The organism is Tenacibaculum finnmarkense (assembly GCF_900239185.1).
Classification (GTDB): Bacteria; Bacteroidota; Bacteroidia; order Flavobacteriales; family Flavobacteriaceae; genus Polaribacter; species Polaribacter finnmarkensis.
Window position 1 is genome coordinate 149,018 of the sequence record NZ_OENA01000098.1, and the last position, 16,668, is coordinate 165,685.

The window sequence follows — 16,668 nt, forward strand, 5'->3', positions numbered from 1 at the left end:
CAGCGTAATGATTAACGGCTAAAAATATAAATTGGGCGTTAAAGTAACTAATAAAAATAGTATCAAAATAAAAATAAATATGAAAAATATAGTAGCAATTTTAATGATTACAGCACTTTTTAGTTCATGTAAAAATGATCAGAAAAAAGCAGAAAAAGCAGCAGAAAAACAACAAGAAGTAAACGTTTATACACACCGTCATTATAAAGCAGATCAAGAATTGTTTGCTAAATTTGAAAAACAAACAGGCATCAAAGTAAATGTAACCAATGCAAAGGCTGATGAGCTAATGCAAAAAATGACCATCGAAGGAGCGCAATCGCCAGCCGATGTATTAATAACTGTTGATGCAGGGCGTTTGGTAAGAGCAAAAAAGAAAGGATTATTGCAGTCGGCAAGCTCATCAATTTTAGAAAAAATAATTCCTGCGCATTTAAAAGATGCCGATAATAACTGGTTTTCTTTAACAAAAAGAGCCCGTATAATGGTGTATAATCCTGAAAAAGTAAGCCCTGAAGATTTATCAACTTACCAAGCTTTAACCGATGATAAATGGAAAAATAAAGTATTAATTCGTTCATCAGGAAATATCTATAATCAATCATTATTAGCGTCTATTATTGCTAATAATGGCGAAGAAAAAGCCGCAGAATGGGCTAAAGGAATCGTAGCAAATATGGCACGTTCACCAAAAGGAAACGACCGTGATCAAGTAAAGGCAGTCGTTGCTGGCGAAGGAGATGTAGCCATTGTAAACACCTATTATATTGGTAAATTATTAAACTCAAAAAACCCTGACGAGGTAAATGCTGCAAAAGGAATTAAATTGTTTTTTCCTAACCAAAATGGTAGCGGAACACATATAAACGTAAGTGGAGCAGGAGTTGCTAAATATGCACCAAACAAAGCAAATGCGATTAAATTTATTGAATTTTTGGTAAGTAAAGAATCGCAAGAAGTATTTGCAAAGGCAAATTATGAATACCCAGTAAATAAAGAAGTTGTTCCTTCTGATTTATTAAAATCGTGGGGAACTTTTAAAGAAGATAAACTGTCATTAACCAAATTAGGTGAAAACAATAAAAAAGCAGTTTTAATTTTTGATAAAGCACAGTGGAAATAAATATATTTAAACGTTGTAAGTAATAGAGGAAACGAAAGTACCTCAGAAAAAATGACTATGAAAAAAAGAAAAATAAAATTGATTTTATTTGTTATAGTATTAGGATTTGGTGGAGTTTTTATGTATTTAAAATCAACTGACTTTTTTGTGATTGATAAATGCTTAGACAGTGGAGGTCATTGGAATTATGATAAAAAAAAATGTGAATACACAAATGATACATTAACAAATTAAAGAGAAATCTGTGAGAATTAAGAAAATTGGTATTAAGAAAAGAAATACCCGAGGACATGCCATGTGAAGAGGATTTTATAAAAACCGAGAATGTAAGATTATTTACCTGTTTACTATATAAAAATTGAGGAACTTAGAGATGAAAGTAGCTAAGTTTTTGTTTGGAAAGGAGGGGGCTATTCAATCCTCTTATAATATTTCTACTGATAAACTGATAGAATTAATGACTGAATACAAGCGGAAAAGTAAAAATAGGGTTAAACAGGGTGTATAATTGCTTTGGTCGTTGCTTATTTGGAAAATTTCTTCGGAATTTTCTCAGGTTTGTATTTGTTTACTAAATTAGTAGCTTAATCATGCAACTAAATATAAACGACACATTGGCGGTAATTCCCCAGGTCAGAAATCGATTAGTTTTCAAAACAAAAAGTTACTTTTGTGAAAAAAATTAAAAATTCCAGAGTATCTAAATTATAGCAAATTTAAATAAAAGATGAAATCAATTAAAGTAATCATATTGTTGACTGTTATTGGCTTGATAGTTATGGGATGCAAACACAATTCAAAAGAACAAGAAAGACAAGAAAAGGGCGTTGTTGTAACAACTGATTTTTCAGGAAATTATGTAACTGCCTCTTATAAAAAACGTAGTGAAGGTTACGATTGGGTTGCCGTTTCAGTAGCGCAAAATTCAGCAGAAGAGATTTATATTTCTGTTCGGTCTCGTGCTGATGGTAAAAAACCAACCTGTACTTTTGACACTGTAGCAAAAAAGGCAGGTAATAATACTTTCAAAACGTTGACAAATGGAAAAATAATTTTATTCTCCTTTAAAGATAATAAGATTTCAATATCAACGGAAAAATTTGAAAACAGGCTAATTTTAAATTTTTACTGTTCTGGAGGAGGAAGTTTAGCGGGAGACTATGAAAAAATCAACGAATCTTTAGATAAAACACAAATTGATAAAAAATAATTTTTTATAGAATTATAGTGTTAAAAAAAATGAACTATGAAAGAATATTTTAATGATTTTGAATTTAAGGTAAAAGACAATTTAAAGCTTAAAAGTAACCTGAAAAATTATTTTGAAAGTGATGGTTTTATAGCGGTTGAAAATGAAAAAGATCAACTGCTTTTTACTAAAAAAAGCACTTTATTAGACGGTTGGAAACTAAATATTTTAAATTGGGAGGCAAAAATTAATATTGAAGTAAAACAAAAGGACAACGTAGTAATTCATCATAATGTTAAAACCAAAGGTTTCGGATTTATTACACCTGTAGCATTTTCCAGATTATTTGAAAAATATTTGTATCATTTAGAAAGCTATATAAACAATAACGAATGTTATAAAAGCAAGAATATCGAGTTAATAAAGTTAGGAAAGATAAAAATGTTAAAATATATAGCATTGCTAATTTTAGGGATTTTTACAGGACTTTGTTTAGGGGATATTTTAGTGAATATGACAGGAATAGAATTACTCGGATATTTAGGGGTTATTATTGGGTTTAAGAGTACTGAAATGATGATGAATAAATACCTAATTAAAAAAAATACGTTACAGCATTCTGTATAAAAACTAACCAAACGTTAAATTAATTTTTGTGAAAAATAAGTTTCAAAACATTCGAAGAGATGCAAACAAATGGTCAATATTTTTATTGATCATTGTTTTGTTTGTTGCTATACCAATACTAACAGTTTTTATCAATTTATTTTATGGACCTGGCGAAACCTGGGGTCATTTTTTAGAACATTTACTGCCAAATTATCTTAAAAACTCACTGATATTAATTATCGGGACGAGTATTTTAACCTTATTTTTTGGTATTTCATCTGCTTGGATTGTTTCACGATATCATGTTCCGTTTAGAAAACAATTAGAGTGGTTGTTAATTATTCCGTTGGCAATTCCGTCTTATATTACAGCCTATGCCTATGCCGGTATTTTTGATTATGGCGGTATTGTAGCAAAAGTGTTTAGCTTAAAAATTGATGTAATGAATCATGCAGGGTTAATTTTTGTACTCAGTATTTCGTTATATCCGTATATATATGTAGCCTCGAGAGCTTTCTTTTTAAATCAATCAAACAATATTATTGAGGCTTCAAAATTATTAGGCGCAAGCGAACGAAAAACCTTTTTTAAGCTGATTTTACCCTTAGCCCGACCAGCATTTGCAGGTGGTTTGGTGTTGGTTTTAATGGAGGTTTTAAACGATTATGGTGCTGCTAAATATTACGGGATAAGCACTTTTACAACGGGTATTTTTAGGGCTTGGTTTTCATTAGAAGAACCAGAAACGGCTATTTATTTATCGGCAATTTTAGTGATTATTATCTTTTTGTTAATTACAGCCGAAAAATGGCAACGCCGAAAAATAGGCTATTTTAATGCCACTAAAAATCATCAGAAAGTAACTAGAGAAACAGTTTCAAAGCGCTTAAGAATAACGTTTTTTATGATCGCATTTACACCTGTTTTATTTGGGTTTTTACTGCCTTTTATGCAGTTATTATATTGGGCTTTTTTAACTTATAAAGAGGTTTTTACATCCGAATTTATAACGATTGCTTTTCAAAGTTTTGGTATTGCTACAATATCGGCATTTACAACGGTTGTTTTTGCCTTGCTTTTGATATTTTTATCAAAATGGAATCGATTATCAATACTAAAATCGATTGCAAAAATAGGGGTTTTAGGCTATGCAATTCCAGGCGCTGTAATTGCGGTGGGTGTTTTAATACCAACTTTATCGTTAGATAAATGGCTGGTTACTTTTATGAAAACCAATTTCGATATAAAAATAGGATTTATCATTAACGGAACCATTATGGTTTTGGTCTATGCCTACCTTGTTCGATTTTTAGCCGTTGCTTACAACTCTATTGAATCGAACAGTTTAAAATTTGGAAAATCATTATCCGAAGCTTCAAAATTATTAGGAAGTGGAACGCTTAAAACGTTTATAAAAATTGAATTTCCCTTGCTAAAACCTGCTATTTTAAGTGCTTTTATTTTAGTTTTTGTCGATGTAATGAAAGAATTGCCATTAACCTTAATTTTAAAGCCATATCATATAAATACCTTGGCGGTTAAAGCCTATGAGTATGCCAGTGACGAGCTAATTGCCGAAGCTGCATTGCCTGCGATATGTATTATTTTAACAGGAATACTACCGATCTTATTTTTAAATCGATTAATAGCCAAAGACAGTTAAGCAAAGACAGTTAAAGAGCGTTAAAAAAGAATCAAACAGAAAGTTAAATAAAAAATTAATGAGTACGATATTAGAAGTTAAAAATGTTGAAAAAACATTTAATAAAGGAAAAGTAGTTGCATTAAAAGACGTGTCATTTTCTTTATCCAAAGGAAAAATAATCGCCATAGTAGGCGAAAGTGGAAGTGGTAAAACAACCTTAATTCGTTTAATAACGGGCTTAGAAGTACTTGATATTGGTACTATTTTATTAAAAGAAAAGGTGGTTTCATCTAATGAAGTATTTGTAGCTCCACAGCTTCGAAATGTAGGAATGGTGTTTCAAGATTATGCCTTGTTTCCTCATTTTTCGGTGGCTGATAATATTGGCTACGGAATTAGTGATATATCGGCTACGGATAAAAAAGAAAGAATTAAAGAAGTGTTGCGTTTGGTAGGTTTATCAGATAAAGAAAATTGTTATCCACACGAGCTTTCAGGAGGACAACAACAGCGTGTTGCGTTGGCAAGAGCCTTGGCGCCAAAGCCCGAATTGTTAATTTTAGATGAACCTTTTAGTAATTTAGATGTTATTTTAAGAAGTCAGTTGCGTAAAGATATTTTAGCTATTTTAAAACAAACCGACACAACGGCTATTTTTGTAACTCACGATATTAAAGATGCTATGGCTATTTCTGATGAAATAATCGTGTTAAAAAATGGTGTTATTTTACAGCAAGGAATTACAAAACAGGTATTTGAAAACCCCGAAGATAGCTACGTGAAATTATTGTTTGAAAACATATAAAACCTAAGTATTTAGGTTTTATATGTTTGTAATAGAGTTGTTTTTTAAATATTTAATTAAAAAATATCATCTAAATTAAATAAAGCAAAAAATTCATGAGTTCCATTTTGATAAGCGCTTATTTTATTGGTGTAAATACTATAGCCATAACCAATATCAAGCCAGTTTGTAGCGGTTATTTTGGTGTTTATTTGCATTGAATTATTAAAAGAATACGACAGCCCAACATCGTATTTTTCGTTAATTTCTAAGGTGGTGTTTGCATCAATACTTAATGGCGCTCCTTCTATAACGGTTAGCAATGTAGAAGGTGTTAAGTTTAAGTAATTGTTCAGTTTTATGGTGTAACCACCACCAATATTCATGTGCAACTTACTTTTGTTTTTACTAGTGTTAAGGTCTTTATATCGCTGGTCGATTAATAAGGTGTTTAGTGTTGCGTGCAGGTAATAATCGTCGTGAATTAAGGCTGCTCCCATAGAAAAATTAGGACTAAAATTATGAACAGATTCTGCAAAGAAAGCATCATTTTCTGCCGCTGTTTTAATTGTGTTAAATTCACCGCTGTATAAATTTGCTTGGGCTTTAATACCAAATGATATATCATGATCTCTACTTACTTTAAGTTTGTAAGAGGCATCTAAAGAAATTTGCGTTTGGTTAAAAACAAATATCTTATCATTAATAATATTTAAAGCAATTCCGATGTTTTCTTTTAAAGGGATATTTAACGAAACCGTACTTGTTTTAGGTGCGTCTGTTACACCAACCCATTGTGTTTTAGAGTTTATAAGTATTGATGTATTATCAGCTTGACCAGCAAAAGCAGGATTAATTAGGTTTAGGTTGTTGTTATATAAACCGTAATTTACTTTATTTTGAGAAACGGCACAAAAACTGAATATGAATGCGCTTATTAAGAATGTTTTTTTTAATAACATGTTATTTTTTTTAATAATTTATTTGTACCCAACCTTTAATAATTTCTTTGTCTTGACCTGTATTAAAGATAAAATAATAAGAACCTACAGGAAGTTTAGCATCCTTAGAAACCGTGATTTTTCCGTTAGATTCGCCATTCCAATCATCTTTATAAGGCGCTGCATCATATACTTGGTAACCTAATCGATTAAAAATAAATAAGCTATTGTTAGGGTATTTTGTAGCGATATCGGTATTACTAAAAATTTGCCAAGTATCGTTTGTACCATCGTTATTTGGTGAAAACCCTTGTACTAAATTATTTGATTTTGTACCGTTATCTGTACTCGGAGTTTCGTTTTCTTCTTCCGCTTCTTCTGCGCCTGTATTTTTATTTTTGGTGAATTTTACTTCTTCAGTATCTCTAATCATAACGCCATTTAACATTCCTGAAATAACGGCTGTTTCTTCTTCGGTGCTACTGGTTAAATAAGCGGTGTAAGTACCATCTTTTTTATCCATAATAGATCCTAAAACCCCTGCGGTAGTGCTTAAGGTAACCCTTTGATTTGCGTATTGTAAAATACTTCCATCTTTATTATATAATTGAACCGTAATAAGACTCGATGAAACACCGTTTGCTCTTATTGTTTTAGTATCGGCAGTAATTGTTGCTTTTTGTTCAGAAGGCGTAAAATCTTCGGTATTCATTTCATCAAAATAAAAACGAGTAACAGGGCGTTCTTTTCCGAAAGATCCAGATGCTATTTTCTCTCCTTTTTTGAAGTTTTCATAAATAATAGATTTTTCTCCTGCTTTATCATCCCATAAAAAAGAAGGAGAAGCTCCACAGTCCATATAACTTCCTAAGGGCGTGTTATTCTCATTACTAAAATAAACGACTAAGCTTTTTTTACCAGAATATTTAAATTCGGTATCAAAAGCAATTTGTGTTTTAGAATTTTCAATAGTAAGCCCTCTTTTCCAGGTAATATCACCATCATATACTTTGGTAAACGTTGCTAAATCAGGTTCTGAAGTGCTGTTAAATTGATTGAAATCAACTTCTTTTAAATATATTTTTTGATTTTTTGCGGTATCAAAAGTACATTCATTAGACGTTGTACAATCGGCATAAAAAGCAAGTCCTTTTATAGCCCCAGAAGCACTTATTTGAGATGCGTTATATAACATACTAGCCCAACTATTTTCTTTTTCAAGTACGTAATCGTAACGGGCAGGGGCAGTTTTTGTAATAGAATTTCCACACTCTGGAGTACCAACAGTAACTTGGTTACCTTGTGCGTAAATTGTGGTTGCTAAGAAAGATAAAACGAGTAAAATTATTTTTTTCATTATAAGTATTTATGTGTTAAAAACAGCCTAATCTCCATTTAAAACGGTTATTTATTTTGGTATTAAAATATATTCGGATAAAAAATTCGTGGGTTCCATTGTTGTATGTTGCTATTTCATTGGTAGGAATACCATAACTATAGCCTAATTGTAGCCAATCGGTGGTTTTTATAAGGAAATTAGTCATTAAAGCAGCGTTATATCGGTAGGTAAGCCCAATGTCATAATTGTTATTTATAGAAAGCATTGAAGTAATATCAATAGAAAGTGGCGCTCCTTTTGTGGCTCTAAATAATGCGGTGTTAGTTAAGCTTAAAACAGGGTTAAGTTGATGATAAATTCCTGCACCAAAATTTACACGCATTGCATTTAAAGTATTTGCAGATGTGGTGTTTTTACGTTCTTTTAAAACATCTAATAAGGCAGCATGTACAAAATAACGTTCATTTCTTAAGGCAAAACCAACGGAAAAGTTAGGCGAAATTAGCTGCTGATTTTGCATAAATAATGGGTCGTTGCTTTGAAAAGTATTCAGGTTTTTTAAATTAATTCCAAAGAAATTTACCGATGCTTTTAAACCAAATAATAGTTCGTGATTTGCATCTAATTTTACTTTAGATGAAATATCGGCAGCTATATTTGTTTGATTATATAAATAAAAACGATCATTTATTATAGAAACACCAAGACCAATACCTTTTTGGGTAGGCATACTAAAGCAAACAATATTAGAATGTATGGAGTTTTCAATACCTGCCCAGACTTTTTTATAATTAGTTGCTATTTGCGTTTTATTATTTTTACCTGTAAAAGCAGGATTTATAATATTTAAACTATGATTAAAAACCGAAAAATCAGCTGTATTTTGACCGCTTAAATTATGAATACTAGCTAGTATTAGTAGTAAAAAAACGTAAATAATAGTTGTTGTTTTCATATTTAATAATTAATATATACCCAGCCTTTAAAAGCGGTATTATTGATGTCATTTAATTCTAAAACGTAATAATAAGCACCTACAGGAAGTTTACTATGGCTGTTAATAATTAGGTTTGAATTGGCAATTCCGTCCCAATTATTTTTGTAAGGAGCAGCCTGATACACCTTATTTCCATGCCTGTTAAAGATGAATAATTTGTTCTTCGGATATATTTTTGATAAATCTGAAAGGATAATCCAAGTATCATTAATACCATCTTTATTAGGGGTAAAAGCGTTTGTTATTTTAACATCTTCAATAATATTTACTGTAGCTTTGGCAGTGCTTTTACAAGTATTCGAATTTACGGTATAGGTATATGCGTTGTTATTGGTTGTCCAAACACCATTTTGCTCAGGATTTCCTCCTAAAGCGTTAAATAATTCTTGCTCGCTAGGGCTAATACCTTTTAAAATATTTAAAGAACCGTTTGTTCCCGCATTTGGTTTAGGAATCACGATAATATTTATTTCAGCAGTATCATTACAGCCATTATTAGAGATGGTTAACAGGTAAATCCCCGCCATATTTAGAGAAATATTTGAACGGACTAAATCAATGCTATTAATTGTTTTGTTATCCGAGGTAAACCATTTATAAGTTGCGCCCACAAAAAATTCTGCTGTAAGCGATAAATCCTCTCCTTCACAAAGGGTGATTTCTGTTAAAGAATTTTGATGCTTATCTGTATGTAAAGAAGTGTTATTTATCGCATAAATTTTATTTTCTGCCGATATTGTACTAAAATGTACTATAACCAAAATAATAAAGAATACTTTTTTTAACATTCGGATAAATTTTAATAAAAACCTACGAGGCTATTTTACCTCGTAGATTTAAAGATTTTAATTTATTTTAGTTTGATAATTGCTTCCGGCGCAGGTAACATTGTTTTATTATCAAAAGCAGTAGAATTTGTAGATATACAAGTGTTTCTTTCAGTTTTTACCGTATATGAAGTTCCAATTGTCATGTTTTCAATTTCACCAGATGCTTTAATACTAATAGTGTTAACGATACTATTCGTAGCTGTATCTGTAAAAATATAACTGACAGAACTATCATAATTTGTAATTTTAGTTGAACCATCAGCACTACAAGTAGCGGCGGTATTGCTTAGGGTTGGTACAGCAGGTTTTTTATTGATTTTCACTTCAATATCAGCGGTATTTGTACAACCATTTTTTGTTACAGTTAAGGTATATATTCCTGCATCAGTTATTGCAACTGTGTTTATAATTAAATCTATCGTGCTTGATTTTAGACTACTTCCCTTAGTCCATTCGTAGGTTGCTCCTGTACCGGCATCTTCAGCTGTTAATTTTAACTCTTCACCTTCACATAGTGTAATATTCGCTAAAGAAGTAGTAGGAGGGTTTACCGATTTTATTAAATTTATTTGAGGTTGAGGTGTTTTTTCATTAGATAGTGTATTGTTTGCTAGCATTGAAAGACAACAAAATAAGAATACGGTAATTGATAGTAATTTCTTTTTCATAATAATTATTATTTATACGTGTTATTTAAATTTTCTTGATAGATGCCGTTGGTAACGGGTTAATAGTCAGTGTGAAATTTTCAGTATCAGAACCGTCAGTATTTGTGGCGGTTAATGTTAGAATTATATTTCCTGAGTCAGTAGTGCTTGGTGTATATGTTGGGTTTTTGATGAATTTATTATTAAATCTTCCAGTTCCTGATGTTGTCCATTTTAATGTAACCATAGCTGGTGTAACACTAACAGCTGTAAACTTGAAAGCACTTTTACTACAAATACTTTTATCAGCTTCCATAGTAATTTCTGGAGGTGTGCTTGCAGGCGAAAATTTGAAATAGGTAACAGGCAATGTTCTGTCGATACGCCCATTAGAACTGCTTTTATCACTTAATTTATAAGATGCGTAAGCAACCCTGTTATTTCCATTGTTGTTCCATAAAAAAGGAATACTGCTATACCCAGCACCTTTTCCTGATTCATTTTCAAAATAAACCAATAAATTTTTAGTTCCTGAATATTTAAAGGGCGTTGTAAGTGTTATTATATTTAGACTGCTAGCTAAATTTACACCTCTTTTCCAGGTAATATCACCATCGTAAACTTTGGTAAATGTTGTTAAATCGGGGATTTTACTACTTGTAATTGCACCTTTAGTTATTTCTTTAATATAAATGCGTTGCTTAGAAAAGGTATATGTTTTTGGGCGGTAAGAATTACAATTAGCATAAAACCCTAATTCAGTTAAATTTCCTTTAATCTTATTCAATTCATTTTTTTTATAAAGCATTACAGACCAACTATTCTTTTTTCCGAAATCCCAAGCGTCATCTTGGTATTTAACGGGAACTGTTGAGGTCTGAGAGCTACCACACATAACTGTTGCGCCACCAATAGTCACTTCTTGTGCTTCTAAAACAACAGAACATAAAAATAAGAGAAACAGTAAAAAGGATTTTTTCATTGAAAAGATAATTAATTTAGATTAATTAAGTATACAGGTTAAATTTTCGACAAATTTATGTTTATTAATTCTAAATAAGTATTAGTTTTGCGTAAAATTTCAAAAAAAAAATGAATAAAATAATTTTTACAGTATTATTCCTAGTAGTGGCTATTACTACAAATGCACAAGTATCTGAAAATGAAAATATTGTTTGGTTAACCAATATTGAAGCAGCACAAAAAATAGCAAATGAACAAAATAAGCAGGTGTTTATTTATTTTTCAGGTTCTGATTGGTGTATTCCATGTAAAGAATTAAAAGAGGAAGTATTAGACTCTGAAATGTTTAAAAAGAAAGCTTTTTCAGACTATGTTTTAGTAAATCTTGATTTTTTACGCAGTAGAAGAAAATTAACCAAAGAGCATATCGCTTATATTGAAAAAGCAGCAGAAAAATACAATAATTCGGGTGCTTTTCCTTTTGTGGCAGTTTTAAACAACAAAGGTAAGGTTGTTAAATCGGTTGATGGTTATAAAAGTGAAACAGCAAGTTATTATATTAATAATTACTTGAAATAATGCTAAAAGTACTGGTATCATCAATAGTATTTCTTTTATCTTTTTCAGTAAAATCACAAGAAGTCTACAATAAAAAAACACTTTTAATGGGGGTTGATTTTGAGTTTACAGTGGTTGCAAAAACGCCTGAAAAAGCAGCTTTTTTTATTAAAGAAGCAATAAAAGAAACCCTACGTATTGAAAATTTAATATCGTCATGGAAAGCGACTTCTCAAACATCAGAAATTATTAGAAACGCAGGGGTAAAGCCTGTAAAAGTGAGTAGTGAGTTAGTTGGTTTAATAGCTAGAAGTAAAAGAATATCAGCCTTAACAAATGGTAATTTTGATATCAGCTTTGCTTCGTTAGACAGGCTTTGGTATTTTAATGAACCAATGAAGAGATTACCAGATAGCTTGGCGGTTTTAAATTCTGTAAAAAATATCAATTACAAAAATATTATTGTTGATACACAAAAAAACACCGTGTTTTTAACTAAAAAAGGCATGCGTATTGGCTTCGGATCTATCGGAAAAGGCTATGCCGCCGAAAAGGTAAAAGCTAAATTAAAAAAATTAGGGGTAACCGCAGGTTTGGTAAATGCTAGTGGCGATTTAACCACTTGGGGAAATCATCCGATTACTAAAAAATGGCTGATAAAAATTGCAGATCCTAATAATATATTAAAAAGTCTTGGTGCTTTCAAATTGCACAATAATGCCGTGGTAACCTCAGGGAATTATGCAAAATATATTGAATTTAATGGCATTAAGTATTCACATATTATTCATCCTAAAACAGGCTGGCCGGTTAGGGGCTTAAAAAGTGTTAGTGTTTTTTGTCAAAATACCGAATTAGCCGATGCCTTAGCAACCGCTGTTTATGTGCTAGGAAAAGAAAAAGGATTGGCGCTTATAAATCAGCTAAAAGGTGTTGAATGTTTGTTAATTACTGCTGATAATAAAATGAAAACATCTACGAACTTAAAACTAAACTAAAAACAAAAATTAACGTAAAACTAAACTTGAAATATGATAAAAAAAACAATGGCATTTTTATTGATAGCACTCACTTTTTCAAATTGTGTAAGTGTAAAACCTTATCAAAAAATGTATTTAAATGATGAAGATATGGCTTTATCATCAAGAAAAATTGAACAATACGAAACAAGCTCTCAAAACTATAGAGAAGGAGCTTCAGGTGCTAACGGAGGAAAAACAGGCGGCGGATGTGGATGCAACTAAATACTAGATTAATGATTGCTTTATGCTTTATAGCAGGTGTAAATGCTTTTTCACAAAAAAAAATAAAACAATTAGATAAAGTTGAGGTAGATATTTTATATAACTACTATGAACAAGACGGAAATAATGGTGCAGTAACAGGTGGTTTAGGTACCGAAAAATTAGATAATAATGCGCCGCAAATATCGGTTTCAATACCGGTAAATAAAACGGCAACTTTTGGGGCAACTTTAGGTTTAGATCATTATACGTCGGCAAGTACGGCTAATATTGATAAATACGGTGCTGTAACATCGGCAAGTACTCGTTCAGAAACTCCTGAAAACAATGATAACAATTTAGCGAGTGAAGATACTCGAAAGTATTTGTCGTTAAATTTTAGCAGGTTAATGCCCGATAATAATTCGGCAGTTTCGGTATTGTATGGTTATTCAAAAGAGTTTGATGTTACCTCAAATTATGGTAAAATTACCTGGCAGAAAGATTCGAAAGATGGTAATAAATTTTTAAGTATTACAGCGGGAGTTTTTATCGATAAATGGCTTTTAATTTATCCTGGTGAAATTAGAGACGGTAGAAATACTGGCGCAGGTGGCGGTAAAAATGGGCATCACCACGATGATGATGACGACGACGATGATGATGATGATGATGATGACCATGATTATTATTACGATTATTTTAATACTGATAAAGATAAAGACGATGATAAAGATGATGATGATGATGATCACGATCATGATCACCACGATCGTTTAGTTACTACAAATTATAGTGCTAGAGATGATGATGATGATGATGATGATGACGATGATGATGACTATTATGGAAATCAAACAGCAGCAGCTTTCAAAGGCTATGACAAAGACACTAGGTTTACTTATAATGTAGGTGCAACTTATGGTGGGAATATAAACAGCCGATTAAATGCCTCTGTAACTGCTGAGGTTATTATTCAGAAAGGGATTTTAAATACGCCTTTTCACCGTGTTTATTTTAATGACGGAATTACTCAAGAGCAATTTAAACATGTTAAAAGTGAAAAATTACCGAAGTCAAGAGTGAAAAAAGCCCTTGGTTTTAGAGCAAATTATTTTGTTAGTAATTTTTTAGTAACCCGTTTGTTTTACAGATGGTACACCGATGATTTTGGTATAAAAGCGAGTAGTTTTGAAATAGAAACACCAATAAAATTAGGCGATGGTTTTACTTTATATCCTTTTTATCGTTTTCATACTCAAACAAAATCAGACTATTTCGAAGCGTATGGTGCGCATAATTTAGATGCGGAATATTATACCTCTGATTATGATTTAGCCAAATTCACAACCAATAAATATGGGGTAGGAATGAAGTTTTCACCAGTAAATGGTGTCTTAGGTTTTAAAATCAACAAAAAAAGAGAATTTCAGTTTAAATCATTAGAGTTTAGGTTGTCACGTTTTAAAAGATCTACCGGATTAGAGGCAACTTCAATCACTTTAAAAAACACGTTTACCTTTTAATTAATTTTTAAATAAAATGAAAAAAATAGGATATATAATAATCTTATGCTTGTTGTTTGCGGCATGTACTAAATCAATAGAGATAGTATATGACCAAACAATGAGTATGGCTGATCAGGAAATTGAACAAGAGGTTATTGAACAGGTTGTTGAAGAAGAACCTGAAGAAGAGCCTGAGCAAAACCTTGTTGGTGTTTGGGATGGTACAATAGATTGTACAGGTTGTTGTTCGCCAAAGTATCGTTATACTTTAACTATTACAAAGCATGAACTAGCAAGCGAATTAATTGAAGGTTCATTAAAAATTTCAGGAATTCCAGATCAGCAATATTTTGCTGTTTTTAAGCTAGATATGAAGCTTAAAGGAAATGAGTTGATCATTAAAACCATCGGTAAAACAGAAAATACAGGTACTCCTAAGTCAGGTTGTGGTCGTTATTGTACTGGAAATACTTATGAGCTTGTTTTATCAGAAGATAAGACTAAATTTAATGGTGATTGGGTTAAATCATACAAGTGTAGTGTATCAGATAAGTCAACGTTAATTAATATTGAAAAACAGTAATATGAAACTAAAAGTAGTTTTAATAATTCATTTATTTCTTGCTTGTATATCAATAAACGGGCAAGAAAAAGTGTCGCATCAAGGTTTATATGCCGACATAGGATATGAAGTAGGTTTTATAGCTGCAACATTGCATAAAACCACTATGCCGTTTACACATAGTAATTTTGGTAGTTTAGGGAGTCAAATTAACAATTCTTTGTCGTTAACGGCGCTTTATAAAACACCGTTCAATGCTCAAATTAAGCTAGGTTATATTGGCTCGTATGCTAATTTAACGATAGATGGGCTTAGTAATGAAAGAGAATTTACAGTGCATACGAATTATTTTATGCACACGGCTTTATTAGGAGCGGGGTATAGCTTTCAGATAAAAAAAGACCTAGATATAACCCTAGGGTTGGGCTCTTCAATTTCTTTTGTAAAAAACACGAATTTACAAGAAGAAAAAGGCGATGCTTCGGATAAAATAACAGCGAGCAACTCTTCTGTAAAATCGGGGAATGTGTATGTTATCCCTGAAATATCGGTGACCAAGTATTTTAAAAATGAAAACACCATCACTTTTGGCGCTAAATATTACCTGTCAGATAATGATTCTTTTTTAACAGGAAGTGTTAAAAATAGTAAAAAATCTGTTACTACAAATCAGGTGGATTTTTCTACAAAAAACAATCAGATTGCTCTATATGTAAGCTACGGATTTAACTTTAAAAACATTAAAAAGGTATTCTAATTGCTTTTTAATGTTTGGGTGGTTTTAGCGTAAAAGCAAATTTTAGCGTAAAAGCAAATAGTTTTATCATTTAAATAATTAAATTTTTAAATAAAATGAAAAAAATAGGATACATCGTAATTTTATGCTTGTTGTTTTCGGCATGTACTAAATCAATAGATATCGTATATAACCAAACAATAAGTATTCCTAAGGAGGAAGTTAAAGAAGATGCTGAACAAAACCTTGTTGGTGTTTGGGATGGTACATTAGAGTGTTCAAGTTGTTGTTCGCCAAAGTATCGCTATACTTTAACTATTACAAAGCATGAACTAGCAAGCGAATTAATTGAAGGTTCATTAAAAATTTCAGGAATTCCAGATCAGCAATACTTTGCTGTTTTTAAGTTAGATATGAAATTTGAAGGTGATAAACTAACTGTTGAAACCATCGATAAAACAGAAATAGACAATCCTAAAGCTGGTTGTGGTCGTTATTGTACTGAAAATACCTATGAACTTATTTTATCGAAAGATAAGACTAAATTTGAAGGTTTTTGGGTTAAATCAAACGGATGTAGTGTGTCAGATAACTCAACATTAATTAATCTTGAAAAACAGTAATATGAAACTAAAAGTAGTTTTAATAATTCATTTATTTCTTGCTTGTATATCGATAAACGGGCAAGAAAAAGCATCGCATCAAGGTTTATATGCCGACATAGGATATGAAGTAGGTTTTATAGCTGCAACATTGCATAAAACCACTATGCCGTTTACACATAGTAATTTTGGTAGTTTAGGAAGTCAAATTAACAATTCTTTGTCGTTAACGGCGCTTTATAAAACACCGTTTAATGCTCAAATTAAGCTAGGTTATATTGGCTCGTATGCTAATTTAACGATAGATGGGCTTAGCAATGAAAGAGAATTTACAGTGCATACGAATTATTTTATGCACACGGCTTTATTAGGAGCGGGGTATAGCTTTCAGATAAAAAAAGACCTAGATATA

The 16,668-nt window shown here is 31.3% G+C and carries 18 protein-coding genes and 1 pseudogene; 13 read left to right on the forward strand and 6 right to left on the reverse strand.

Features of this window, described 5'->3' with window-relative positions:
- Positions 1-79 precede the first annotated feature (79 nt).
- The 6 genes and pseudogenes from AQ1689_RS12790 to AQ1689_RS12815 form a co-directional block, all read left to right on the forward strand.
- On the forward strand, positions 80-1,123 hold the full coding sequence (locus tag AQ1689_RS12790) for a Fe(3+) ABC transporter substrate-binding protein (RefSeq protein ID WP_101956370.1): 1,044 nt from the start codon (positions 80-82) through the stop codon (positions 1,121-1,123).
- 57 nt (positions 1,124-1,180) lie between these two features.
- Positions 1,181-1,357, forward strand: a complete 177-nt coding sequence (locus AQ1689_RS12795; protein ID WP_180947595.1) for a hypothetical protein — start codon at positions 1,181-1,183, stop codon at positions 1,355-1,357.
- Between the two features lie 493 nt (positions 1,358-1,850).
- Entirely contained in the window at positions 1,851-2,333 is a 483-nt protein-coding gene (locus AQ1689_RS12800) for a hypothetical protein (protein ID WP_145993773.1), read from the forward strand.
- Between the two features lie 36 nt (positions 2,334-2,369).
- Positions 2,370-2,939: a hypothetical protein gene (locus AQ1689_RS12805; protein ID WP_101956338.1), complete on the forward strand. Its 570-nt coding sequence runs from the start codon at positions 2,370-2,372 to the stop codon at positions 2,937-2,939.
- A 28-nt stretch (positions 2,940-2,967) separates the two neighbouring features.
- Positions 2,968-4,584, forward strand: coding sequence for an ABC transporter permease (locus AQ1689_RS12810; protein ID WP_239764721.1), 1,617 nt, complete (start codon positions 2,968-2,970; stop codon positions 4,582-4,584).
- Positions 4,585-4,711: 127 nt separating this feature from the next.
- Positions 4,712-5,371 (forward strand): annotated as a pseudogene (locus tag AQ1689_RS12815) (ABC transporter ATP-binding protein); the annotation flags it as partial.
- A 56-nt stretch (positions 5,372-5,427) separates the two neighbouring features.
- On the opposite strand, the gene AQ1689_RS12820 reads toward AQ1689_RS12815, so the two are convergent.
- The 6 genes from AQ1689_RS12820 to AQ1689_RS12845 form a co-directional block, all read right to left on the reverse strand.
- Complete coding sequence (locus AQ1689_RS12820) at positions 5,428-6,312, reverse strand: PorP/SprF family type IX secretion system membrane protein (RefSeq protein ID WP_101956341.1); 885 nt, start codon at positions 6,310-6,312, stop codon at positions 5,428-5,430.
- A gap of 10 nt (positions 6,313-6,322) precedes the next feature.
- Positions 6,323-7,648, reverse strand: a complete 1,326-nt coding sequence (locus AQ1689_RS12825; protein ID WP_101956342.1) for a T9SS type B sorting domain-containing protein — start codon at positions 7,646-7,648, stop codon at positions 6,323-6,325.
- Positions 7,649-7,664: 16 nt separating this feature from the next.
- Positions 7,665-8,585: a PorP/SprF family type IX secretion system membrane protein gene (locus AQ1689_RS12830; protein WP_101956343.1), complete on the reverse strand. Its 921-nt coding sequence runs from the start codon at positions 8,583-8,585 to the stop codon at positions 7,665-7,667.
- Positions 8,586-8,587: 2 nt separating this feature from the next.
- The gene (locus tag AQ1689_RS12835; protein WP_101956344.1) at positions 8,588-9,415 is read right to left on the reverse strand and encodes a gliding motility-associated C-terminal domain-containing protein; all 828 of its coding nucleotides are present in this window, start codon (positions 9,413-9,415) and stop codon (positions 8,588-8,590) included.
- A gap of 62 nt (positions 9,416-9,477) precedes the next feature.
- Positions 9,478-10,125, reverse strand: a complete 648-nt coding sequence (locus tag AQ1689_RS12840; RefSeq protein ID WP_145993774.1) for an immunoglobulin domain-containing protein — start codon at positions 10,123-10,125, stop codon at positions 9,478-9,480.
- A 25-nt stretch (positions 10,126-10,150) separates the two neighbouring features.
- Positions 10,151-11,086, reverse strand: coding sequence for a hypothetical protein (locus tag AQ1689_RS12845; RefSeq protein WP_101956346.1), 936 nt, complete (start codon positions 11,084-11,086; stop codon positions 10,151-10,153).
- Positions 11,087-11,196: 110 nt separating this feature from the next.
- On the opposite strand from AQ1689_RS12845, the gene AQ1689_RS12850 reads away from it, so the two are divergent.
- The 7 genes from AQ1689_RS12850 (at position 11,197) to AQ1689_RS12880 (ending at position 16,277) form a co-directional block, all read left to right on the forward strand.
- Positions 11,197-11,646, forward strand: a complete 450-nt coding sequence (locus AQ1689_RS12850; RefSeq protein WP_101956347.1) for a thioredoxin family protein — start codon at positions 11,197-11,199, stop codon at positions 11,644-11,646.
- A complete protein-coding gene (locus AQ1689_RS12855; protein WP_101956348.1) occupies positions 11,646-12,623 on the forward strand; it encodes an FAD:protein FMN transferase in 978 nt (325 codons plus the stop codon). The genes AQ1689_RS12850 and AQ1689_RS12855 overlap by 1 nt, the downstream gene beginning before the upstream one ends.
- A gap of 33 nt (positions 12,624-12,656) precedes the next feature.
- A complete protein-coding gene (locus AQ1689_RS12860; RefSeq protein ID WP_058885104.1) occupies positions 12,657-12,869 on the forward strand; it encodes a DUF4266 domain-containing protein in 213 nt (70 codons plus the stop codon).
- On the forward strand, positions 12,854-14,374 hold the full coding sequence (locus tag AQ1689_RS12865; protein WP_180947596.1) for a DUF3570 domain-containing protein: 1,521 nt from the start codon (positions 12,854-12,856) through the stop codon (positions 14,372-14,374). Before AQ1689_RS12860 ends, AQ1689_RS12865 begins: the two co-directional genes overlap by 16 nt.
- Before the next feature lie 100 nt (positions 14,375-14,474).
- On the forward strand, positions 14,475-14,939 hold the full coding sequence (locus AQ1689_RS12870) for a hypothetical protein (protein WP_145993775.1): 465 nt from the start codon (positions 14,475-14,477) through the stop codon (positions 14,937-14,939).
- Position 14,940: 1 nt separating this feature from the next.
- Positions 14,941-15,675, forward strand: coding sequence for a hypothetical protein (locus AQ1689_RS12875; protein WP_101956351.1), 735 nt, complete (start codon positions 14,941-14,943; stop codon positions 15,673-15,675).
- A 95-nt stretch (positions 15,676-15,770) separates the two neighbouring features.
- On the forward strand, positions 15,771-16,277 hold the full coding sequence (locus tag AQ1689_RS12880; protein WP_101956352.1) for a hypothetical protein: 507 nt from the start codon (positions 15,771-15,773) through the stop codon (positions 16,275-16,277).
- Positions 16,278-16,668: the final 391 nt, after the last annotated feature.

What these genes read in the sequence shown, in the direction of transcription:
- AQ1689_RS12860 (WP_058885104.1), top strand. Translation starts at nt 12,657, where the DNA reads ATGATAAAAAAAACAATGGCATTTTTATTGATAGCACTCACTTTTTCA.
- AQ1689_RS12850 (WP_101956347.1), top strand. Translation starts at nt 11,197, where the DNA reads ATGAATAAAATAATTTTTACAGTATTATTCCTAGTAGTGGCTATTACT.
- AQ1689_RS12880 (WP_101956352.1), top strand. Translation starts at nt 15,771, where the DNA reads ATGAAAAAAATAGGATACATCGTAATTTTATGCTTGTTGTTTTCGGCA.
- AQ1689_RS12820 (WP_101956341.1), bottom strand. Translation starts at nt 6,312, where the DNA reads ATGTTATTAAAAAAAACATTCTTAATAAGCGCATTCATATTCAGTTTT.
- AQ1689_RS12845 (WP_101956346.1), bottom strand. Translation starts at nt 11,086, where the DNA reads ATGAAAAAATCCTTTTTACTGTTTCTCTTATTTTTATGTTCTGTTGTT.
- AQ1689_RS12830 (WP_101956343.1), bottom strand. Translation starts at nt 8,585, where the DNA reads ATGAAAACAACAACTATTATTTACGTTTTTTTACTACTAATACTAGCT.
- AQ1689_RS12855 (WP_101956348.1), top strand. Translation starts at nt 11,646, where the DNA reads ATGCTAAAAGTACTGGTATCATCAATAGTATTTCTTTTATCTTTTTCA.
- AQ1689_RS12795 (WP_180947595.1), top strand. Translation starts at nt 1,181, where the DNA reads ATGAAAAAAAGAAAAATAAAATTGATTTTATTTGTTATAGTATTAGGA.
- AQ1689_RS12800 (WP_145993773.1), top strand. Translation starts at nt 1,851, where the DNA reads ATGAAATCAATTAAAGTAATCATATTGTTGACTGTTATTGGCTTGATA.
- AQ1689_RS12875 (WP_101956351.1), top strand. Translation starts at nt 14,941, where the DNA reads ATGAAACTAAAAGTAGTTTTAATAATTCATTTATTTCTTGCTTGTATA.
- AQ1689_RS12805 (WP_101956338.1), top strand. Translation starts at nt 2,370, where the DNA reads ATGAAAGAATATTTTAATGATTTTGAATTTAAGGTAAAAGACAATTTA.
- AQ1689_RS12790 (WP_101956370.1), top strand. Translation starts at nt 80, where the DNA reads ATGAAAAATATAGTAGCAATTTTAATGATTACAGCACTTTTTAGTTCA.
- AQ1689_RS12825 (WP_101956342.1), bottom strand. Translation starts at nt 7,648, where the DNA reads ATGAAAAAAATAATTTTACTCGTTTTATCTTTCTTAGCAACCACAATT.
- AQ1689_RS12870 (WP_145993775.1), top strand. Translation starts at nt 14,475, where the DNA reads ATGAGTATGGCTGATCAGGAAATTGAACAAGAGGTTATTGAACAGGTT.
- AQ1689_RS12835 (WP_101956344.1), bottom strand. Translation starts at nt 9,415, where the DNA reads ATGTTAAAAAAAGTATTCTTTATTATTTTGGTTATAGTACATTTTAGT.
- AQ1689_RS12865 (WP_180947596.1), top strand. Translation starts at nt 12,854, where the DNA reads ATGTGGATGCAACTAAATACTAGATTAATGATTGCTTTATGCTTTATA.
- AQ1689_RS12840 (WP_145993774.1), bottom strand. Translation starts at nt 10,125, where the DNA reads ATGAAAAAGAAATTACTATCAATTACCGTATTCTTATTTTGTTGTCTT.